We start from the raw sequence: 22,123 nt of genomic DNA, 5'->3' as shown, positions 1-22,123 counted from the left end.
CGTGTTCATCACAGTGTCGAACTGGAAGCGCGAGTAGCCGCTTCTGGCTGCACGATCCGCAGCCACGGCCATCGCGCCTGGTAGTCCGCCGCCTTCTTGAGGAACAACTCGCGCATCGGGAGCAGCGGGTTCATGCGCAGAATGCCCGCTGCCAGGTCGTCCAGCCCGTCGGGCGCATAGAGCGTTCCGTCGGCCAGGTCGATGCCGACGCGGGTGCATGCGATGAGGTAGCGGTCGATCCCGTCGCGCGCGGACCCGAGCCGGGGGTAGGGCGACTTGAAGCGCTGCTCATACCAGAGGTGAACGCGCGCCTGGTTCTTGACCTCCACGCTCACGCCCAGGTCGGCCACCGCTTTCTGCACGCGCTGGATCACGATGTCTTCGGCTTCCCACGACAGGTCGGTGTCGTCGAAGTAGAAGACGTCGTAGTCCTTCACGCCCCAGCCGGGCGGTTTGTCGGAAAGACGGTTCCACGTCGCCTGGAACAGGCAGCCGGCGGTCAGGAAGCCCTGGCGAAGCCCGAGGCCGGGCAGGCGTGAAAGCAGCGCGGCGTTGGCCGGGTCCTGCATGGCTTGCTCGATCAAGCCGGTGGGTGTCAATGGCATGGTGTCGACGCAATGCAAAGAGGCCTGACGACCATCGCCGTCAGGCCTCGAATCGTGGAGATGCGAAAGAAGCGGATCAGCCGACTTCAGCAATCAGCTCGATTTCCACGCAAGCCCCCATCGGCACCTGCGCCACGCCGAAGGCGCTGCGTGCATGCGCGCCCTTTTCAGGCCCGAAGACTTCGGCGAAGAACTCGCTCGCGCCGTTGGTCACCAGATGCTGTTCGGTGAAGGTGCCGACCGAGTTGACCAGGCTCATCACCTTGACTATGCGCTTGACCTTGTTGAGGTCGCCCACGGCCGCATGCAGCGTGCCGAGCAGGTCGACGGCGATGGCGCGTGCGGCCTGCTTGCCTTCTTCGGTGCTGATGTTGGCGCCGAGCTGGCCGGCCCAGACCTTGCCGTCCTTCTTCGCGATATGGCCCGAGAGAAACACGAGGTTGCCGGTCTGCACGAAGGGCACGTAGGCGGCCGCGGGGGCGGAGACCGGGGGCAGGGTGATGCCGAGGCTGGAAAGTTTGTCGTAAACGCTCATGGAGACTCCTTGTCTTGGGAAGGCGATTGTGTCCGGGTTTGCGGCAGGCCCTCGATCACTTCCCCCACTGGCTGCACGGTCACGCCGACCCGCAGCGTGTGCCTTGCGCCACCATGGAGTACGCCGCGCATCGGCGACACGTCGGAGTAGTCGCGGCCGATGGCGAGCGTGACGTAGTCTTCGCCCGGCTGGCGGCCGTTGGTGGGGTCGAAGTCGGCCCATCCGCCTTGACTGCCGACGCCCTCGGGGCCGTCGCCGGGCAGGTACACCGACACCCAGGCGTGCGAGGCGTCGGCGCCCACCAGCCGGGGCTGGCCGGGTGGCGGCTGTGTCAGCAGGTAGCCGCTCACGTAGCGCGCGGGCAGGCCCATGGTGCGGAAGCACGCGATCATGATGTGGGCGAAGTCCTGGCATACGCCCTTGCGCTGCGCGAGGGCCTCGACGGCGGGGGTGTTGATCTCGGTGCTGTCGGCGTCGTACGCGAAGTCTTCGTACATGCGCTCGGTGAGGTCCATCGCCACGTCGAAGGTGGGGCGGCCGGGCACGAAGCTGGCGCGGGCGTAGGCCGTGAAGTCGTCGTGGCGCGGCACGTAGGGCGACGGAAAGACGAACTCCGAGGCCGCGTCGAAGGTGGCGTCCTTGCGGAAGCGGAAGCGTTCGCGCACGCTCTCCCAGGGCAGCTCGCGCGCCACGGTGGCGGGCAGCACGGGCACCGAGGTTTCGACCACGCTCTCGGCCGTGACGACGAGCCGGTCGTGCGTGGCCTCGAGCGCGAAGAAGGCGCGCGTGTTGCCGTACAGGTCGGCCACTTCGCTGCGCTGCGCGGGCGCGGGCTCGATGGCGAGCTTGTGGCTCACGAGCCGCTGCGAATCGGTGGCCAGCGGCTTCAGGTGGGCGAGGTGCTGCGCCGTCTCGACCGGCGGCGCGTACTCGTAGCGCGTTTCGTGGGTGACGTGTAGCAGCATGATGGGTTGGCCTACTTCGACTCGGCGCCGAAATGCGAAGCGTAGATCTTGGCGTAGGTGCCGTCGGCCCGGATGCCTTCGAGGCCCTGGTTGATCTTGGCGAGCAGTTCGGTGTTGCCCTTCTTCACGGCAATGCCGTACTTCTCGACCGGGAAGTTCGCATCGCTCACCGTCTTGAAGCCGCCTGCAGTGTTGTTGGCGATGTAGTGCACCACCACGCCGTTGTCGGCCACCACGGCCTGCACGCCGCCGGCTTCGAGTTCCTTGAGCGCGAGCGGCGTCGATTCGAAGCGCTTGATGGCGGTGCTCGACTTGCCCAGCAGCTTGCCCACGACCTCGTCGCCCGTGGTGCCGTTCTGCACGCCGACCTTCAGGGTCTTGATGTCATCGAACTTCGTGACGGGCGAGTCGTTCTTCACGGCGATCAGCTGCCTGGCGTCGAAATACGACTGCGAGAAATCCATCGTCTGGCGGCGCTCGTCAGTGATCGTGATGGCCGACACCAGCAGGTCGCGGTCGCCCTGGTCGAGCGCGTTGAAGATGCCTTCCCATGGCGTGTTGACGAACTTCACCTCGATGCCGGCCTTCTGCGCGACCGCCTTCACCACGTCGATGTCGAAGCCCACGATCTCGCCCTTGTCGTTCTGCGATTCGAAGGGCGTGTAGGCGGCGTCGGTGCCGACCACCAGCACCCGGGCGGCGGCAGGTGGAGGCGGTGCGCTGGCTGCGGCGGGCGCGGCAGGCTCCTGCTTGCTGCAGGCCGCGATGGCGAGCGCCGCGAGCATGCCGGCGGCGGTGAGTGCGAAGCGGCGGTTGATGGCGATGCCTGACATGGATATGCCTCCTTGGAACTGTCTTTGTCTGGGAATCAGGCTCCGACCGAGCGCAGCGATTCGGATGTCAGCGTGAAGTAGCGTGTGCCGATCGCATCGGACACATGGTAGGCGGCCGTCTCGCAGTTGGCGAGCAGCTCGACGAGGGCCGGGTAGTTGGCTTCGGGCCCTGCGGCGCAGAGGTGTTCGAGCGTCCAGCCGGCCGGGTCGGGCAGTTCGTACGACAGCGCGGTCAGCTTGCCGGGCGCGCTGCCGGCCAGCCGTGCAATGCGCCCGCGCAGGGTCTGCGTGACCCATGCGAGCGAGCGCGGGTTTTCGGCGTCGAGCACCAGCAGGTCGACCATGGTGGCGACGTCGCGGCGCTGCTGGTAGCGGGCGTGGAAGGTGATGGTGCTGTCGAACAGCGCCACCATCGCCTCGAAGCCGCTCACCTCGTGCACGGCGCCGTTGTCGAAGCCGGCCTCCAGCGCATTCGACAGAAAGCCCAGTCGCTCGATGTGGCGGCCGATGGACAGCAGCCGCCAGGCGTCGTCGCGCGTCATGCGGTCGGTCTGCGCGCCGGTCATGGCGGCCAGCGCGGTGCTGGCGGACTCGAGGGCGCGCAACGCGGCACTGCTGGCAAAGCTGCCTTCGCCGGCCTGCTCGGCCGCGCGGCGCAGGAAGTCGGTCTCGGCGCGCACGATCTGGTTCCAGTTGTCCTGCGACAGGCGCTCGCGCACGGCGGCGGCCGCTTGCCGGATGCACATCAGGCTGAAACCCACGCTGCCGCCGCGCTCCACATCGCCCAGTTCGGCGATGAGCGCGCGTTCGAACACGCGGCGCGATTGCGGCGCGCTCGGCACTTCGGCCGGCACCAGTGCATTGCGCAGCGCCATGCGGTGCAGCCATTCGAGCAGCGGCCGCGAGGACTGGTCTTCGCTGCCCAGCAGGTTGAGCGTGAGGCGCGCAAGGCGCACGGCGTTTTCGGCGCGCTCGGTGTAGCGGCCGAGCCAGAACATGTTTTCCGCAGCGCGGCTGGTAACGGGCGCGCGGTGCCGCGCGAGCGATGCCGGCGTGGCGTGCGGCTGCAGCAGCGTGGTGCGGTCGACCTCGCCGTGGGTCTGCACCCACACGTCGGCGCTGCTGCCGCCGCGCTGCATCGACGCGATCTGCGCATCGGGCCCAGCGAGCCGGGCCAGGCCGCCGGGCAGCACGCGCCACGACTGCGCGCCGTCGCTCACCGCGAACACGCGCAGCAGCACGGCGCGTGGCGCGATGTGGCCCGGGCCCATGTCGTTGGCCCAGGTGGGCATCTGCGACAGCGGCTGGTAGCCCTGCACGGTGTGCACATCGCCTTCTCGCACGATGCGGCCGGCCCATTCGTCGAGCTCGCGCCGGCCGAGCTGGCTGCCGAGCACGGCGTCGAAGCTGGCGCGGCCGTCGAAGCCGGGATAGGTGGGCTTGATGGCGCAGTCGGCCAGTTGCGGCAGCACCGATTCGAGCGCGGCGCGCTCGCCGCACCACCAGGTGGGCAGCGCGGGCAGCTTGAGCTTTTCGCCGATCAGGCGGCGCGCCAGCCCCGGCAAGAAGCCGAGCAGCGCGGGCGATTCGAGGAACGCCGAGCCCGGCATGTTGGCCACCAGCACGTTGCCGGCACGAATGGCCTGCAGCAGGCCGGGCACGCCGAGCGTGGAATCGGGGCGCAGTTCCAGCGGGTCGAGGAACTGGTCGTCGAGCCGCTTGATGAGGCCGTGCACCGGGCGCAGGCCCTGCAGCGTCTTGAGGTAGAGCCGCTGGTCGCGCACCGTGAGGTCGCTGCCTTCGACCAGCGTGATGCCCAGGTAGCGCGCGAGATACGCGTGCTCGAAGTAGGTTTCGTTGTACGGGCCGGGCGTGAGCAGCGCGATGTGCGGCGGTACGCCGGCCGGGCACATGCGCTGCAGGCCTTCCATCATGGCGCTGTAGGTGGCGGCCAGGCGTTGCACGTGCAGCGCCTCGAAGGCCTGAGGAAACTGCCGCGTGATGGCGAGGCGGTTTTCGAGCAGGTAACCCAGGCCCGAAGGCGCCTGCGTGCGCTGCGAAACCACCCACCAGTTGCCGTCGGGGCCGCGCGCGAGGTCGAAGGCGGTGATGTGCAGCCAGGTGTCGCCCGGCGGCTTCACGCCGTGCAGCGCGCGCAGATAGCCGGGGTGGCCGCGCACCAGCGCCGGGGGAATGAGCCCTTCGGCCAGCAGCTGCTGCGGGCCGTAGACGTCGGCCATCACGCGGTCGAGCACGCGCACGCGCTGCAGCACGCCGGCCTCGATCTGGCTCCAGCTTTCGGGCGAGACGATCAGCGGGAACAGATCGAGCGACCACGGCCGCTGCGGGCCGTTGGCGTCGGCGTACACGTTGTAGGTGACGCCGTTGTCGCGGATCTGCCGTTCAAGGCTGGCCGCGCGCCGGGGGAGGTCGTTGAAGCCGCCCGGGCCGAGTTGTTCGAAGAAGGCGTTCCAGGCGGGCGTGAGCGGCGGTTGTTCGGCGGAAGGGCCCTGTGTCTGTGTCTGGGATTGAGACAGCGACGACTGCGATTGGGACTGCGACTGCCCGGCCGCCGGTGGTCGTTCGACCGCGGCGTCGTACAGCAGCGGGGCGGGCGCAGGGGCTGGCGCAGCCCCCGGCACTGGCCGCACAGGCGCTACCGCCGTGGCCTGCCCACGCAGTTCGTCGAAATGGCCGGGCAGGGCCGGCGGGGCGAGCGCCGACGCCAGGGCCGCTGGAAACTCCAGTGCCTGGGCGTCGAACAGGGATTCGTTCAAAGGTTCCACAGGAGGGGGATTGTCACACTGCCTTCACGGGTATCCGTTTGGGCAGCGTGCTAAATGTCCCCTTATCGCCGCAGATCCAGCGTGAACGGGAATTCGCGGCTGCCCGGCAGCTCGATGGTTGCCGGGGGCGTGCGCATGAGTCCGGGTGTATGGCCGGTGCGGGTGAAGCGCGAGTGGCGGCGGCTTTCCGCCTCGTAGGCGTTGACCGGGAAGGTGTCGTAATTGCGCCCGCCCGGGTGGGCGACGAAGTACTGGCAGCCGCCCAGGGAGCGCTTCATCCAGGTGTCGACCAGGTCGAAGGTCAGCGGCGCGTGGGCCGGGATGCTCGGGTGCAGGGCCGAAGGCGGGTTCCAGGCCTTGTAGCGCACGCCGGCCACGAACTCGCCGACCACGCCGGTGGGCTGCAGCGGCAGCACCTTGCCGTTGACGGTGATGACGTGGCGGCTCTCGTTCAGGCCGGTCACGCGCACCTCGATGCGTTCGAGCGACGAATCGACATAGCGCACCGTGCCGCCGGCCGAACCTTCTTCGCCCATCACGTGCCAGGGTTCGAGCGCGTTGCGCAGCGAGAGCTCCACGCCCATCGCCTGCATCTGGCCCACCAGCGGGAAGCGGAACTCGAAGTGCGGCGCGAACCAGTCGGCATCGAAGGCGAAGCCGGCCTGGCGCATCTCGCTGATGACGTCGTCGAAATCCATCTTGACGAAGGTCGGCAGCAGGAAGCGGTCGTGCAGCTCGGTGCCCCAGCGGGTGACGGGGGCCTTGTAGGGCTCGTCCCAGAAGCGGGCGACCAGCGCGCGAATGAGCAGCTGCTGCGCGATGCTCATGCGCGCATGCGGCGGCATTTCAAAAGCGCGCAACTCCAGCAGGCCGAGGCGGCCGGTGCTCGAGTCGGGCGAGTAGAGCTTGTCGATGCAGAACTCGCTGCGGTGCGTGTTGCCCGACACGTCGATCAGAATGTTGCGCAGCGTGCGGTCGACCAGCCAGGCCGGCATGTTCTGGCCATAGATCTCGCGGTTCTTCGCGATTTCCTTCAGGGCGATTTCCAGCTCGTAGACCTGGTCGTTGCGGGCCTCGTCCACGCGCGGCGCCTGGCTCGTCGGGCCGATGAACATGCCCGAGAACAGATAGCTCAGCGACGGATGGTTGTGCCAGTAGAGCAGCAGGCTGGCCAGCAGCTCGGGCCGGCGCAGGAAGGGGCTGTCGGCGGGCGTGGCGCCGCCCATCACGAAGTGGTTGCCGCCGCCGGTGCCGGTGTGGCGGCCGTCGGTCATGAACTTCTCGGCCGACAGGCGGGTTTCGAACGCGGCGTTGTAGAGAAACTCGGTGTGGTCGACCAGTTCCTTCCAGTTGTGGGCCGGGTGGATGTTGACTTCGATCACGCCCGGGTCGGGGGTGACGGCCAGCATCTTCAGTCGCGGGTCGCGCGGCGGCGGGTAGCCTTCCATCACGATGCGCACGCCCAGGTCGCGCGCGGTGGCTTCGACCGCCGCAACCAGGTCGAGATAGTCCTCCAGGCGCGCGAGCGGCGGCATGAAGACGTAGAGCACGCCCGAGGCACTGCCCTTCTTCTCGGCCGAGGGGCCGTTGGCGCGGCGCGGGTCGCGCACTTCGACGCACAGCGCGGTGCGCGTGACCCAGTGGGCCGATTCGCCGCGCAGCGGCTGGCGCGTGGTCGATTTGTCGTCCGCATCGTCAGTTGCTGCTGCAGCCGATGCATCGCCTTCGCCGGCACTGCCCGGCGCCTGCATGCGTAGCGAGGCGGGCACGACGGGCGGTGCGCCGAAGGCATAGGGCACTGCGCCGAGGTCGGCCCCTGTGCCGGTTGCGCCTACGGCATAGCGCGCACGGTAGTCGGCTGCGCTCGGCAGGGCGCCGCGTGGCGCGGTCGGGTCGCGTTCGATCAGGTAGGGGTAGTCGCCCTTGCTGGCCCACGGCTGCGAGTCGAGCGGCAGGCGGTAGCCCATGGGCGAGTCGCCGGGGATCAGGTAGAGCCGGTCGTCGCGCAGGAACCAGGGGCCGGTCTTCCAGGCCGGGCCGGCGAGCGCGGGGGCGTCGCCGTTCGCATTGCCGGGCTCGATGGGCAGCATGTAGCCGATCACCGCGTCGAGCTTCTGCGTGAACACGCGGCGCAGGCGCACACGTTCGAGTTCGTCGTCGAGCTTCGACTCGAAGGGATCGACGTTCACCGGCAGGCGGCGTTCGCGCCAGAGGTAGTAGTAGATGTCTTCGTAGCCTGGCTGGATGTAGCGCTCGGTCAGGCCGAGCTTGTGGGCCAGCACGGTGGTGAAGCGGCGCGCGTCTTCGCTCGTGTAGTGCGTGGGAAAGCGCTCGTCGGCAAACAGTTCGGGGTCGTGCCACAGCGTCTGGCCGTCGGCGCGCCAGAAGATCGACAGCGCCCAGCGCGGCAGTTGCTCGCCCGGGTACCACTTGCCCTGGCCGAAATGCAGGAAGCCGCCCTTGCCGTACTCGGCGCGCAGCTTGTGCACGAGCTCGGTGGCGTAGCCGCGCTTCGTAGGGCCGAGGGCGTCGGTGTTCCATTCGGGCGCGTCGCGGTCGCTGGTGGCCACGTAGGTCGGCTCGCCGCCCATGGTGAGGCGCACGTCGCCGGCCTTCAGGCGCGCGTCGACAGCGTCGCCCAGGGCCAGCACTTCGGACCACTGCTCTTCGGTGTAGGGCTTGGTGACGCGCGGCGATTCGTAGATACGCGTGACCTTCATCTCGTGGCCGAACTCGACCTCGGATTCGTCGACGCCGCCCTCGATGGGCGCCGCGCTCGAAGGCGTGGGCGTGCAGGCCAGCGGAATGTGGCCCTCGCCGGCCAGCAGGCCCGAGGTGGCGTCGAGGCCGATCCAGCCTGCGCCCGGCAGGAACACTTCGCACCAGGCGTGCAGGTCGGTGAAGTCGACCGTGGTGCCGCTCGGGCCGTCGAGCGCCTTCACGTCGGGCGTGAGCTGGATCAGGTAGCCCGAGACGAAACGCGCGGCCAGCCCGCAGTGGCGCAGCAGTTGCACCAGCAGCCAGCCCGAGTCGCGGCATGAGCCGCTGCCGCTGGTGAGCGTTTCTTCCGGCGTCTGCACACCGGGCTCCATGCGGATCAGGTAGTTGACATCTTGCTGGACCTGCTGGTTGATGCCGACCAGGAAGTCGATGGTGCGCTGCTCCTTGCGATCGATCTTGTCGAGGTAGGCCTGCAGCAGCGGCGTGGGCGCTTCGGTGACGAGGTAGGGCGCGAGCTCTTCGGCCTGCGAGGCCGTGTACTTGAACGGAAAGTTCTCGGCCTGCGGCTCGAGAAAGAAGTCGAAGGGGTTGTAGACCGCCATCTCGACCACGAGGTCGACCGTGACCTTGAACTCGCGCGTCTTCTCGGGGAACACGAGCCGCGCCTGGTAGTTGGCGAACGGGTCCTGCATCCAGTTGACGAAGTGCTCGGCCGGCTCGACCCGCAGCGAATACGAGATGACGTTGCTGCGGCAATGCGGCGCGGGACGCAAGCGCACGACCTGTGGGCCCAACTGCACCAGGCGGTCGTATTTGTAGTGGGTGACGTGGTGGAGAGCGGCGTGAATGGACATGCGTTTTTGTGTGCAGTACTGCGAGATTGCATCGAAAAGATGTCTCTTGTGAGACGCATACTAGCCCAGATGCCAAGCAATTAACGCGCCACTGAGCGTGACTTTGGGGAGGGTTTGCATCATGGGTTCGGGAGTTTTTCGTTGACGCCGTTTCGTGCGTCTGGCGGTGCCGTGGGTGGAGCGGGGGCGTTCGTAGCGCTGGGTGGCTCGCTGCTGGGAGCCGTCTTGCAACTGCAGCAGGCGGTGCTTTGGCCCGCGTGGGCGTACGCCGGATTGCTGTTCGCGGCCGCAGGCGGCCTGTGGTGGCGACGCATGCCGGGCAGGGGCCTGATGCTCATCGCCTTGCTATGCGGCGCGATGGCCGGCGCAGGGCTCGCGGGATGGCGCGCGGCGGTCTATGCGAACGGCGCGCTCGACCCGGCGCTCGAAGGGCGCGACCTGCATGTCACGGGCGTCGTATCGGAGATGCCCCAGCGAAACGAAGCTGGAACGCAGTTCCGTCTGGATGTCGAGTCCGCGGGTTGGGCTGATCCGGATGCGCAGGGGCGGCCCGCGGTGCCCGATCGCATTGCACTCGGCTGGTATGCCGAAGGCTCGAGCCTGTGGAGCCGTGCTTCCGAAAGCCGCACGCCCTTGGCCAGCACAGTCGGCTCCCTGCACGCCGGCGAGCGATGGCGGCTGACGGTGCGTCTGAAGGCGCCGCACGGCAGCCGCAATCCCCATGGCTTCGACAGCGAACTCTGGATGTGGGAGCAGGGCCTACATGCCAGCGGCTATGTGCGAACCGGCGCGCGCGATGCGGCGCCAATGCTGGTGGCAAGCACGTGGTGGCATCCCATCGAACGCGCACGCGAAGCCGTACGCGACGGCGTCTTCGAGCGCGTGCCCGACCGCGCCCAGGCCGGCGTGATCGCGGCCCTGGTCACCGGCGACCAGAGCGCCATCGACCGCTCGGGCTGGGACGTGTTCCGCGCCACGGGCGTGGCACACCTGATGTCGATCTCCGGTCTCCACGTCACGATGTTTGCCTGGCTGGCCGCGCACATCGTCGGCCTGCTCTGGCGGCGCAGCGCGCGGCTGATGCTGCGCTTGCCGGCGCAGCAGGCAGCGTTGATAGGCGGCGTGCTGCTGGCCACGCTCTACGCGCTCTTCAGCGGCTGGGGTGTGCCCTCGCAGCGCACTGTGTGGATGCTGGCGACGGTCGCGCTGCTGCGCCTCACGGGCCGGCGCTGGCCTTGGCCGCATGTGTGGCTGCTGACGGCGGCCGTGGTGGTCGCGCTTGATCCGTGGGCCTTGATGCAGGCCGGCTTCTGGCTGAGCTTCGTGGCGGTGGGCGTGTTGTTTGCCACGGACGCCGCGGTGCCGGGCGAGCGGAAGACCGGCGCCGCTTCCCGCCTGTTGCTGTTCTTTCGCGAGCAATGGGTCATCACGCTGGCAATCACGCCGCTGAGCCTGCTGCTGTTCCAGCAGGTGTCGCTGATCGGCTTGGTGGCCAATGCGGTGGCGATCCCCTGGGTCACGCTCGTGATCACGCCGTTGGCCATGCTGGGCGTGGCCGTGGCGCCGCTGTGGGACCTTGCAGCCCGGGCCGTGCAGATGCTGGCGCTGCTGCTGCAATGGCTGGCCGGGCTGCCGTATGCGACGCTGTCGATGGCCGCGCCGCCTTTGTGGATGGCCGCTTGCGGCGTGGCCGGCGGTGCATTGCTGGCCATGCGGCTATCTTGGTCGCTGCGCGCCCTCGGCATTCCGCTGCTGCTGCCAGTGTTGCTGTGGCAGGCGCCCCGGCCGGCGGCCGGCGAATTCGAGTTGCTCGCCGCCGACATCGGCCAAGGCAACGCGGTGCTCGTGCGCACCGCCACGCACAGCCTGCTCTATGACGCCGGCCCGCGCTACAGCCTTGAAAGCGATGCCGGCCATCGCGTGCTCGTGCCGCTGCTGCGGGCCTACGGCGAGCGCCTCGACATGCTGGTGCTGAGCCACCGCGACACCGATCACACCGGCGGTGCGCCCGCGGTGCTCGCGATGCAGCCGCGGGCCGAGCTGCTGAGTTCCCTCGAAGCCACGCATCCGCTGCAGGCGACGCTGGCGGCACGGCGTTGCGAGGCGGGGCAGGCCTGGACCTGGGACGGCGTGCGCTTCGAGGTGCTGCATCCGTTCGACACCGACTACCGCGGCTTCATCAAGCCCAATGCCGTCTCGTGCGTGCTGCGCATCGGCAACGGGCGCGCGGCGGCGCTGCTGGCCGGCGACATCGAGCGGCTGCAGGAGGCCGCGCTCGTCGTGCGCACGCCGGAACAGCTGCGGGCCGACGTGCTGCTGGCGCCGCACCACGGCAGCAAGACTTCGTCGAGCCCGGCTTTCCTCGATGCGGTGCAGCCGGGCATTGCCTTTGTCCAGGCGGGGTATCGCAACCGCTTCGGCCATCCGGCGCAGGAGGTGGCGGCGCGCTACCGGGACCGCGGCGTGCGGCTGGTCGAAAACACCCGCTGCGGCGCCGCGCACTGGACCAGCACACGCCCCGCCGACGTGGCCTGCGAGCGCGAGCGCCATGCGCGGTACTGGCAGCACAGCCCTGAAATCGTGAACTAATTGTCAAAAGTAGACCGAAAGGCCACTTGTCAGCGTGCTCGTACTGGCGTCCCATGCGTTGTATCGTTTGGCTACAACTCAGAAGAGGGGACAGCATGAACAACCGTCAAGGCCTTCGGTGGGACCTGTTTTCCGGGCATACGCCGTGACGGCCGCTGTTCCGGCCATCACCAGCACGAGCGCCGCGGCCGCACCCGGCGCGCGGCTCAAGATGCACCGCGAAGGCCCGGTGCTGGTGCTGACGCTGAGCAACCCCGCGGCGCGCAATGCGCTCAATCCGTCGGTCTACCGCGCGGCCGCCAAGGCGATGCGCGCCACCTCGGGTTTTCGCACCGTGCGTGCCATCGTGCTGTGCGGGGAGGGCGATCATTTCAGCGGCGGCGGCGACCTGCGGCGCCTGGCCCGGCAACGCAAGCTGCCGGCCGCCGAGCAGCATGGCCATATCGATGCGCTGCACGAATGGATCATGGCGATCCAGGAGGCTCCCCAGCCCGTTATTGCCGCTGTCGAGGGCGCTGCCATGGGCGGCGGCTTTTCGCTGTGCCTGGCCTGCGACCTGATCGTGGCCGCGGAAGACGCGAAGTTCGCCATGTCCTATGTGAATGTGGGCCTCACGCCCGACGGCGGCGGCACCGATTCGCTGGTGCGCGCGTTGCCGCCGCAGGCCGCCCTCGAAATGCTGCTCGACGGCACGCCCAGCACCGCGAAGCGGCTGCACGAACTGGGCGTGGTCAACAAGGTCGTGCCGCATGGGGAGGCCGGCGCCACCGCGCTCGCCTGGGCGCAACAGCTCGCGCGTGGCCCGTTCGAGGTGCAGGCGCGCATCAAGCAGCTCGTGTATTCGGCGCGTGGGCGCAGCCGGCGTGAGCAGCTCGACGCCGAGCGCGAATCCTTCCTGGCCAGCCTCTACAGCGACGAGAGCGGGGAGCGCATCAAGGGATTTCTCTCGCCCCGCAAGAAGCTGACGGCCAGCGAGGAAGGGCCTGAGCGCTGAGCGAAGAAAAAGTCTTCCGGCCCGTCTCCGGCCTTGGCATAAGGGGTTCTACTGGCCCTGAACTTGCTAAGCTATAGCTCAAGGAGATTGGTCGTTCCATGCACAAATTTGACGAGATGTATGAGCAGTTGCCCTATGCGGGGGCTGCAATCCGACAGCACTACAAGCGCTACGACCAATGGCTCGCGAAGCAACCCGGTGAGGTGATGCGTTCGCGGCGCGAAGAGGCGGAATTGATTTTCCGCCGGGTCGGTATCACCTTCGCGGTGTATGGCGCCAAGGACGAGGACGGCTCCGGCACCGAGCGGCTCATCCCGTTCGACCTGCTGCCTCGCATCATTCCCGCTCACGAGTGGGACAGCATGGAAAAAGGGCTGGTGCAGCGCGTCACGGCGCTCAACCGCTTTCTTCACGATGTCTACCATGACCAGGAAATCATCAAGGCCGGCATCATTCCGGCCGAGCAGATCCTGAACAACGCCCAGTTCCGCCCCGAGATGATGGGCGTGAACGTGCCGCACAACGTCTACTCGAACATCTCGGGCATCGACATTGTTCGTGCCCCCGATGCCGACGGCAACGGCGAGTACTACGTGCTCGAAGACAACCTGCGCGTGCCCAGCGGCGTGAGCTACATGCTCGAAAACCGCAAGATGATGATGCGGCTCTTCCCCGAGCTGTTCAACCAGAACCGCATCGCACCGGTCGCGCACTACCCCGACCTGCTGCTCGAAACCCTGCGCGCCAGTGCGCCGCCGGCCACGGCCGAGCCCACGGTGGTGGTGCTCACGCCCGGCATGTACAACAGCGCCTACTTCGAGCATGCCTTCCTCGCCCAGCAGATGGGCGTGGAACTGGTCGAGGGCCAGGACCTGTTCGTCAAGGACAACTTCGTCTACATGCGCACTACGCGCGGACCGCGCCGCGTCGACGTGATCTACCGCCGCGTGGACGACGACTTCCTCGACCCCGAGGTGTTCCGCCCCACGTCCACGCTCGGTACAGCCGGCCTGATGCGCGCCTACCGCGAAGGCAACGTCGTCATCTGCAATGCAGTGGGCACCGGCGTGGCCGACGACAAGTCGATCTACCCCTACGTGCCGAAGATGGTCGAGTTCTACCTCGGCGAAAAGCCGATCCTGAAGAACGTGCCCACCTACATGTGCCGCAACAAGGACGAGCTGCAATACACGCTCGACAACATGAAGGACCTGGTCGTCAAGGAAGTGCACGGCGCCGGCGGCTACGGCATGCTGATCGGCCCGGCCGCCACGCAGGCCGAGATCGAAGACTTCAAGAAGGCCGTGATCGCCAAGCCCGACGGCTACATCGCCCAGCCCACCCTGAGCCTGTCGACCTCGCCCACCTTCGTCGACGCCGGCATCGCGCCGCGCCACATCGACCTGCGCCCCTTCGTGCTCTCGGGCAGCGAGGTGCAGATGGTGCCCGGCGGCCTCACGCGCGTGGCGCTGAAGGAAGGCTCGCTGGTGGTCAACTCGTCGCAGGGCGGCGGCACCAAGGACACCTGGATTCTCGAAGCCGACCGCGCACCCAAGCCCAAGGCGGCGCCCGCGCAGTCGCAAAGCCAATCGTAGTAGGAGCACAACCGATGCTGTCTCGCACCGCCGACCATCTCTACTGGATGTCCCGCTACACCGAGCGCGCCGAGAACACGGCGCGCATGCTGGACGTCAACTACCAGACCTCCCTGCTGCCGCAGTCCGCCGAAGTGGCCAAGTACGGCTGGCAGGGTGTGCTCTCCATCAGCGAGCTGCTGCCCTGGTACAACAAGAAGTACGACCAGATCACGCCACACGACGTGATGGAGTTCATGGTCAAGGACGAGAGCAACGCCTCTTCGATCGTCTCCTGCCTGAAGGCCGCTCGCGAGAACGCGCGTGCCGTGCGCGGCGCGCTCACCACTGAAGCCTGGGAAACGCAGAACACCACCTGGCTCGAAGTCAACCGCATGCTGCGCGCAGGCGATTTCGAGCGCGACCCTGGCCAGTTCTTCGAATGGGTCAAGTTCCGCTCGCACCTGTCGCGCGGCGTCACGCTGGGCACCATGCTGCAGGACGAGGCCTTCTACTTCTCGCGCCTGGGCACCTTCCTGGAACGCGCCGACAACACCGCGCGGCTGGTGGACGTGAAGTTCCATGCGCTCAACAGCGAGTTCTTCGGCGCCGCCACCGAGGAAGACCAAGAGTACGACTTCTATCACTGGAGCGCGATCCTGCGCAGCGTTTCGGCCTTCGAGGTCTACCGCAAGGTGTACCGCGACGTGATCAAGCCCGAGCGCGTGGCCGAGCTGTTGATTCTTCGTGCCGACATGCCGCGCTCGCTGCACGCGAGCCTGGTCGAGGTGGTGAACAACCTCGCGAAGGTGCAGAACGAGCAGAGCGCCGAAACCCAGCGTCGCGCCGGCAAGCTGCTGGCCGACCTGCAATACGCGCGGGTCGACGAGATCCTTGCGACCGGCCTGCATGCCTACCTCACGCAGTTCCTCGACCGCGTGAACGAGCTGGGCGGGCGCATCAGCCAGGACTTCCTGGTTCCCGCGCACTGAGCGGTAGAGAGCCGGTGCGCCGCTGGTGCCCGGCTCAGAGCTTGTGCGTCGACAGCAGGATGCTCGTCTCGGTGCTCGAGATGCCTTCGATCTGCCGGATGGCATTGAGCACTTTGTCGAAGGCTTCGAGCGAGTCGGCGCGCAGATCGGCCATCAGGTCCCAGCGGCCGTTGGTCGAGTGCAGGGCCACGACGTTGGGATGACCGCGCAGAACTTGGCTCACGCGCTCGGCGCGGTGCCCTTCGATCTCGATGCTCATGATCGCGCGGATGCGGTGCGCCTCCGCTTCGGGCTTCAGCCGCACGGTGTAGCCGACGATGGTTCCGTCGTTCTCCAGTTTTGCAATCCGGTTCTGCACGGTCGCCCGCGCCACGCGGAGCTTCTGGGCCAGGGCCACCACCGGCATGCGCGCGTCGTCGCGCAACAGGGCAATGAGTTGTCGGTCGATGTCGTCCATTGCCATTTGTCAAATTGCTAATCAGATCGAGCGAAATGTAAGGTTCAAGGGCTAACTTGACAAGTTGAAGGGTTCAGTCTGGCACGTCTCCCCGGAACAATCGAAAGACGGCTGCGCGATGCGGCCGGACCGTTCAGGAGACCCCCATGACCCGCTTCATCGACGTTCCCGCCATGTCCCGCCTCGTGCAGGAGATTGGCGTGGCCCCCTTCATCGGCGCATTGGCCGACACCATCCGGGAAGACTTCATCCGCTGGCCTGATTTCGACAAATCGGCCCGTGTGGCAAATCACTCGGACATCGGCGTCATCGAGCTGATGCCTGTGTCGAACGCCTCGCGCTACGCCTTCAAGTACGTCAACGGCCACCCGGCCAACACCAGCCGCGGCCTCTACACGGTGATGGCCTTCGGCGTGCTCGCCGATGTCGAAACCGGCTACCCCGTGCTGTTGTCTGAACTGACCCTTGCCACTGCGCTTCGCACGAGCGCGACCTCGCTGATGGCGGCGCGCGCATTGGCTCGGCCCGGTGCGCGGCGCATGGCGCTCATCGGCAACGGCGCGCAGAGCGAGTTCCAGGCATTGGCCTTTCACTGCCACTTGGGCATCGAGGAAATCGCTGTGTACGACATCGACGCCCGGGCCACCGACAAGCTGGTGCGCAACCTCTCGGCCTTTCCGTCGCTCAAGATCATTCGTGCCGACTCCACGGCGCAGGCCGTGCGCGGCGCCGACATCGTGACGACCGTGACTGCCGACAAGGCCTGCGCCACCATCATCACGCCGGACATGATCGAGCCGGGCATGCACCTGAACGCCGTCGGCGGCGATTGCCCCGGCAAGACCGAACTGCATGCCGACGTGCTGCGCGGCGCGCGCGTGTTCGTCGAGTACGAGCCGCAGACGCGCATCGAGGGCGACATCCAGCAGTTGCCCAAAGACTCCCCCGTGGTCGACCTGTGGCGCGTGCTGGCCGGCACGGCAACGGGGCGCGAAAGCGCTGAACAAGTCACGGTGTTCGATTCGGTCGGCTTCGCGCTCGAGGACTACGCCACCTTGCGCTATGTGCACGAACAGGCCGAGCGTCGCAACCTCGGCGTGGACGTCGAGCTGGTGCCCCGGGCCGATGACCCGAAGGACCTGTTCCGCCACACTCGCAGCGGCGCCTCGCGTGCTGTCATCCGAAGGGTGGCTTGATGATGCCGGCCGCGATCCGCTCCGTTCAGGCGCCGGCCGCCGTGGTCATGGTCCGTCCGCACAGGTTCATGCCGAACCCGGAGACTGCTGCCGACAACGCGTTCCAGACCGTGGCCGCCAAGGAGGCCGCGCAAGCCGTGGCCGACGCTGCCTATCGCGAGGTAACGGCAGCCGTCGAGCAGCTCGAAGCCGAAGGCGTGCGCGTGCATCTGTTCGAAGACCGGGGCGAGCACGACACGCCGGACTCGGTCTTTCCCAACAACTGGTTCTCCACCCACCCGGGCGGGCACGTTGCCATCTACCCGATGCATTCGCCGAGCCGCCGCCGCGAGCGGCGCAGCGACGTGATCGAGATGCTCAAGGCCAACTACCGGGTGCAGGACGTCATCGACTATTCCGGCCTCGAGCACGACGGCCTGTTTCTCGAAGGCACCGGTGCGATGGTGCTCGACCACCTGGCGCGTGTGGCTTACACCGCTCGCTCCAACCGGGCCGATCCGGTGGCGCTGGAGCGCTTCAGCACGCACTTCAATTTCGAGCCGATGCTGGTGGACACGGCCGATGAAGCCGGCCGGCCGATCTATCACACCAATGTGCTGATGTGCGTGGCCACGGCCTTCGCGTTGGTCGGCTTCGACATGATCCCGGATGCGCGTCGCGCGGCCGAGGTGCGCGCCCGGCTGGAGGAATCGGGGCGCGAGGTCATTGCACTCACCGCAGGGCAGATCGCCGAGTTCGCAGGCAATGCAATCGAGCTGTCAGGCCGCGATGGCCGCGTGCTCGCGCTGTCGCAGCGCGCCTGCAACAGCCTGAGCAGCCAGCAGAAGGCTGTCATCGAACGGTCCGCGCGGCTGGTTCCGCTGCCGGTTCCGACGATCGAGATGGCGGGCGGATCGGTGCGCTGCATGATCGCCGGCATTCATCTGTCGCCCCGGCACGGCTAGCGCGAAAACGATTCGACCGCCACCGGAATCGTGGGCGCCTGCCAGCGGTAGGCATCCTGCAGCACATCGCGTTCCGGCTTCTGCCCGTTCCACTGGATGTGGAGCAGGTCCATCAGCGTCCAGCCCGACCAGTCTGCGCGAAACGGGTGCTGCTGCGCCGCGGCCGACGGCAGCGGTTGCTGGTTGCGCCACACGACGGCCGGAATGCGATAGCCCGAAGCAGTCGCCGGGCTGTGTCCCGCGCGGTCGCTCACGTGGCCTACCTCCTGGCCATGGTCCGACAGGTACATCCACGCACGGTAGTCGCCCGGCTTGCCCGCGCTGCGCGTCTGCTGCAGCAGCTCGGACACCACGAAGTCGTGATACAGCAGCGCGGCGTCGTATTCCTGGCGGAAGCGGCGCACCCAGGCCGAGCGGCCGTCTTTCACGAGGCCGTTCTCGACCGCATCCACATCGTCGTCGAAGGGGTTGGCGTTGGCCGGAAAGCGCAGGCTGTAGTGCGGATGCGCGCCCATCAGATGGACCACGATCAGCTTGCGGTCGGTGCTCGTGTCGGCCAGCGCCTCCTGCACGCAGTCGAGGATCTCGCCGTCCAGCGAGGCGCTGGCGCGGCCGGGCGTGCGGTTGACCATGTCGACCACGTCGGCGAGGCGCGCATGCTGCTGCTCGATGGCGAGGTCGTCATGGTTGCTGATCCACCAGACCTTGTAGCCGGCGGCGCGTGCCAGCGCCAGCAGGTGCGGCGGGTTCTCGCTCTCGGGCAGGCCGAAGTGGAACATGTTGCGCAGCGCGGGCAGGGTGCTGGCGTCGACGGACCAGGCGTTCTTCAGCACCGCCATCTGATTACCGGTCTGCGCCTTGTGCGCCAGCAGGCGGGGCGTGGTCGGGCGGCCGTAGCCGTACAGCGCCATGTTGTCGCGGTTGATGCTGTCGGTGATGACCAGCACCACCGTGGAAGGGCCGGTCTGCGAAATCACGGGTGCGATGCCTTTGGCTTGCGCCATCAGGCGGTCGCGCTGCTTCTGCTGGTCGGCCCAGGCGGTGCGCAGCGTGTGAACGGAATTCGCCCACTGCGTCCAGAAGACCGCGGGATGCAGCCGGCGCCAGGGCTTGCTCGCATAGGCCACGCATGCGACGAGAAGCAGCAGCGCGACAAGCGCCACGACCCATCGAGCAGGCCGGGCTGATGTAGTCGCCGCATCGGCTGCAGCGCCGCGCCGCGCGAACATGCCCACGAGCACACCCGCCACGACCAGCGCGGCACACCACACCGCAGCCGAGCGCCAATGCATCCACAGGTATTCGGAGCCCTCGCGCGCATTGGTGTTGGCCGCTGCGCCCAGCACCATGGCACCGTCGGGCGCGGCCTGGTAGGCGTCGAGCAGATAGGCGCGCACCGCGCCGTCGAGTGCGAACCCCATGGCCCAGAGCCAGACCAGCAGCGTGCGTATGCGCCGCATCCGCGCGCTGCGCAGCGGCCACGCAAGCCACAGCACCATCGGCATTGCCAGCACCGCGAGCTGCGCCATGCGGCGGCCGTCATGGCCGAGCGCGATGAGCGCCAGCAGCGTCGCGCCCACCACGCCGCAGGCGAGCAGCGCGTTGCGCGACGGAGAGACTTCGTTGGTTGGAGTGGTCAAGCAGGCAGCGCGGCAAGTCGGGGGCGGCCGAATTCTGCCCCGGGGCTCGTGCAGCGGACCTCAGTGCCCCGATGGTGGCGAGGTCTTTTGGATCATCAGGTCGCAGTGGCCTGGCGCACCGCGCGCTCCCAGCGCGCCATCGATTCCTCGGCCTGCGCGCGGCCCATGGTCGGCATGAAGCGGCGCTCGATCTTCCACAGCTTCGAGAGTTGGCGCGCGTCGGTGTAGACCCCGGTCGACAAGCCTGCGAGGTACGCAGCGCCCAGCGCGGTGGTCTCGATCACTTCGGGCCGTACCACCGGAATGCCCAGCAGGTCGGCCTGGAACTGCATGAGCAGGTCGTTCACGCTCGCGCCGCCGTCCACGCGCAGCTCGGCCACGGGCTTGCCGCCGGCGGCCACTGCGTCGCGGCTCATGGCCTGCAGCAGCGCGGCGCTCTGGTAGGCGATGCTTTCCAACGCGGCGCGCGCAATGTGCGCAACCGTGGTGCCGCGCGTGAGGCCGGTGATGGTGCCTCGCGCATCAGCATCCCAGTAGGGCGCACCGAGGCCGGTGAAGGCCGGCACCATCATCACGCCGCCGGCATCGGGCACGCTCTCGGCCAGCGACTGCACTTCGGCGCTGCCCTTGATGGCCTTGAGCCCGTCGCGCAGCCACTGCACCACGGCACCGCCGACGAACACGCTGCCTTCCATGGCGTACTGCGGCGTTGCATCGGTCTGCGCGGCGCTGGTCACGAGCAGGCCGTTGTGCGAGGGCTGGAACGCGCCGCCGGTGTGCATCAACAGGAAGCAGCCGGTGCCGTAGGTGTTCTTGGCCATGCCGGCTTCGAAGCAGGCCTGGCCGAAAAGGGCGCTCTGCTGGTCGCCGGCCACGCCGCCGATGGGCAGCGTGTGGCCCAGCAGCGCCGCATCGGTGTCTGCGAAGTGCGAGCTCGAGGGCTGCACCTTGGGCATCAGCGCGGCGGGAATGTCGAGTGCCTTCAGCAGGTCGGCATCCCACTCGTTGCTGTGCACGTTGAAGAGCATGGTGCGCGAGGCGTTGCTCACGTCGGTCACGTGCACCTTGCCGCCGGTGAGCTGCCACATGAGCCAGCTGTCGACCGTGCCGAAGGCGAGTTCGCCGCGCTCGGCCTGCGCACGCGCGCCGGGCACGTTGTCGAGCAGCCAGCGCAGCTTGGTGCCGGAGAAGTACGCGTCGATCACCAGACCGGTTTTCTCGCGGATGGTGTCGGTCATGCCCTCGTCGCGCAGCCTGGCGCACAAGGGCTCGGCGCGGCGGTCCTGCCAGACGATGGCGTGGTGCACTGGCTGGCCCGTGGCGCGGTTCCACAGCACGGTGGTTTCGCGCTGGTTGGTGATGCCGATGGCGTGGATGTCTGTGGGCTTGAGCTTCGCCTTGGCGAGCACTTCGCGCGCGGTGGCGAGCTGGCTGCGCCAGATTTCCATCGGGTCATGCTCGACCCAGCCCGGCTGCGGGTAGATCTGCGTCAGCTCTTTCTGCGCGATGGCGACGATGTGGCCTTCGCGGTCGAACACGATGCTGCGGGAGCTCGAGGTGCCCTGGTCGAGGGCGAGCAGGTAGGTGGTCATTCGTTCGTGTTCTTTCTTGTCAGTTCTCGCGCGCGATCTCGAGGCGCACCTGGGCGGTGTGCAGCAGGTCGGCGAATGGCGCCGGCGGCTCGGCATCGGTGAATAGCCGGTCGATCTGCGAGAGCGTGCCCAGCTGAATCATTGCCGGCCGGTTGAACTTGCTCGCATCCGCCGCCAGCCACACCTCGCGCGCCTGCGCGATGATGGTCTGCGCCACCTTCACCTCGCGCAGGTCGAAGTCGCGCAGCGACCCGTCGGCCTCGATGCTCGACACGCCAATCAGCGCGATGTCGACCTTGAACTGGCGGATGAAGTCGATGGTTGCCTCGCCCACGATGGCGCGGTCGCGTTGGCGCACCGAGCCGCCCGCCACGATCACTTCGCACGAGGTGTTGCCGCTCAGGATGGTGGCCACGTTCAGGTTGTTGGTGATCACGCGCAGGCCCGTGTGGCGCAGCAGCGCCTTGGCGATGGCCTCGGTGGTGGTGCCGATGTTGAGGATCAGCGAGCAGTCGTTGGGCACCAGCTCCGCCACGCGGCGGGCGATGCGCGCCTTGCCTTCGGCGTGCAGGGTCTCGCGCTGCTGGTAGCCGATGTTTTCCGTGGTCGAGCTGGGCACGCGCACGCCGCCGTGAAAGCGCGTGAGCAGGCCTTCGTCAGCCAGCCGCTGCACGTCGCGCCGCACGGTCTGCAGGGTGACGCCGAGCATGTCGGCCAGTTGCTCGACGGTGACGGAGCCGCGCGCGCGCACGGTGTCCAGGAGGTTGATCTGGCGCGGGTTGGAGTTCACAGGGGCGTCGTGGAAAGCAGGAAGACTGCGACCGAGGGTACAGAGCGCGCCACTTT

The 22,123-nt window shown here is 67.7% G+C and carries 16 protein-coding genes; 6 read left to right on the top strand and 10 right to left on the bottom strand.

From position 1 onward, the window contains the following. Positions 1-8 precede the first annotated feature (8 nt). The 6 genes from BLV60_RS04870 to BLV60_RS04845 form a co-directional block, all read right to left on the bottom strand. Positions 9-605 (bottom strand): nucleotidyltransferase family protein, encoded by a 597-nt coding sequence (locus BLV60_RS04870; RefSeq protein ID WP_093051805.1) that lies wholly within the window; start codon positions 603-605, stop codon positions 9-11. A 76-nt stretch (positions 606-681) separates the two neighbouring features. Further along, entirely contained in the window at positions 682-1,140 is a 459-nt protein-coding gene (locus BLV60_RS04865; RefSeq protein ID WP_093050833.1) for a RidA family protein, read from the bottom strand. Beyond that, the gene (locus tag BLV60_RS04860; protein ID WP_093050830.1) at positions 1,137-2,105 is read right to left on the bottom strand and encodes a transglutaminase family protein; all 969 of its coding nucleotides are present in this window, start codon (positions 2,103-2,105) and stop codon (positions 1,137-1,139) included. Before BLV60_RS04860 ends, BLV60_RS04865 begins: the two co-directional genes overlap by 4 nt. An 11-nt stretch (positions 2,106-2,116) precedes the next feature. Next, positions 2,117-2,938, bottom strand: coding sequence for a basic amino acid ABC transporter substrate-binding protein (locus tag BLV60_RS04855; protein ID WP_093050827.1), 822 nt, complete (start codon positions 2,936-2,938; stop codon positions 2,117-2,119). Between the two features lie 35 nt (positions 2,939-2,973). Next, positions 2,974-5,724, bottom strand: coding sequence for a circularly permuted type 2 ATP-grasp protein (locus BLV60_RS04850; RefSeq protein WP_093050824.1), 2,751 nt, complete (start codon positions 5,722-5,724; stop codon positions 2,974-2,976). 62 nt (positions 5,725-5,786) lie between these two features. Continuing rightward, positions 5,787-9,299, bottom strand: a complete 3,513-nt coding sequence (locus tag BLV60_RS04845) for a transglutaminase family protein (protein WP_093050822.1) — start codon at positions 9,297-9,299, stop codon at positions 5,787-5,789. Between the two features lie 141 nt (positions 9,300-9,440). Between BLV60_RS04845 and BLV60_RS04840 the strand changes: the two genes are divergently transcribed. The 4 genes from BLV60_RS04840 to BLV60_RS04825 all read left to right on the top strand — a co-directional run bounded on the left by BLV60_RS04840 (position 9,441) and on the right by BLV60_RS04825 (position 15,448). After that, on the top strand, positions 9,441-11,888 hold the full coding sequence (locus BLV60_RS04840) for a DNA internalization-related competence protein ComEC/Rec2 (protein ID WP_093050819.1): 2,448 nt from the start codon (positions 9,441-9,443) through the stop codon (positions 11,886-11,888). 145 nt (positions 11,889-12,033) lie between these two features. Further along, positions 12,034-12,882 carry an oxepin-CoA hydrolase, alternative type gene (locus tag BLV60_RS04835; protein WP_093050817.1) on the top strand — a complete coding sequence of 283 codons (849 nt, stop codon included), beginning with the start codon at positions 12,034-12,036 and terminating at the stop codon, positions 12,880-12,882. A gap of 98 nt (positions 12,883-12,980) precedes the next feature. Then, a complete protein-coding gene (locus tag BLV60_RS04830; protein ID WP_093050814.1) occupies positions 12,981-14,477 on the top strand; it encodes a circularly permuted type 2 ATP-grasp protein in 1,497 nt (498 codons plus the stop codon). Between the two features lie 14 nt (positions 14,478-14,491). Then, the gene (locus BLV60_RS04825; protein ID WP_093050811.1) at positions 14,492-15,448 is read left to right on the top strand and encodes an alpha-E domain-containing protein; all 957 of its coding nucleotides are present in this window, start codon (positions 14,492-14,494) and stop codon (positions 15,446-15,448) included. A 34-nt stretch (positions 15,449-15,482) separates the two neighbouring features. Here the strand turns inward: BLV60_RS04825 and BLV60_RS04820 are convergent, their stop codons facing one another. Then, positions 15,483-15,905, bottom strand: a complete 423-nt coding sequence (locus BLV60_RS04820; RefSeq protein ID WP_093050809.1) for an Lrp/AsnC family transcriptional regulator — start codon at positions 15,903-15,905, stop codon at positions 15,483-15,485. A gap of 146 nt (positions 15,906-16,051) precedes the next feature. On the opposite strand from BLV60_RS04820, the gene BLV60_RS04815 reads away from it, so the two are divergent. Beyond that, entirely contained in the window at positions 16,052-17,101 is a 1,050-nt protein-coding gene (locus BLV60_RS04815) for an ornithine cyclodeaminase (protein ID WP_093050806.1), read from the top strand. Positions 17,102-17,103: 2 nt separating this feature from the next. Next, positions 17,104-18,045, top strand: a complete 942-nt coding sequence (ctlX, locus tag BLV60_RS04810) for a citrulline utilization hydrolase CtlX (RefSeq protein WP_218132213.1) — start codon at positions 17,104-17,106, stop codon at positions 18,043-18,045. Here the strand turns inward: ctlX and BLV60_RS04805 are convergent. From BLV60_RS04805 to BLV60_RS04795, 3 genes are all read right to left on the bottom strand, one after another. Continuing rightward, positions 18,042-19,685: a phosphoethanolamine transferase gene (locus BLV60_RS04805; protein WP_093050804.1), complete on the bottom strand. Its 1,644-nt coding sequence runs from the start codon at positions 19,683-19,685 to the stop codon at positions 18,042-18,044. The genes ctlX and BLV60_RS04805 overlap by 4 nt on opposite strands. Before the next feature lie 95 nt (positions 19,686-19,780). Further along, entirely contained in the window at positions 19,781-21,277 is a 1,497-nt protein-coding gene (gene glpK, locus BLV60_RS04800) for a glycerol kinase GlpK (RefSeq protein ID WP_093050801.1), read from the bottom strand. Positions 21,278-21,296: 19 nt separating this feature from the next. Beyond that, positions 21,297-22,067, bottom strand: coding sequence for a DeoR/GlpR family DNA-binding transcription regulator (locus BLV60_RS04795; RefSeq protein WP_093050798.1), 771 nt, complete (start codon positions 22,065-22,067; stop codon positions 21,297-21,299). Positions 22,068-22,123: the final 56 nt, after the last annotated feature.

Origin of the sequence: Variovorax sp. YR634 (assembly GCF_900106655.1) — a bacterium.
Lineage (GTDB): Bacteria > Pseudomonadota > Gammaproteobacteria > Burkholderiales > Burkholderiaceae_C > Variovorax.
This window is presented reverse-complemented; position numbering and strand designations above follow the sequence as displayed.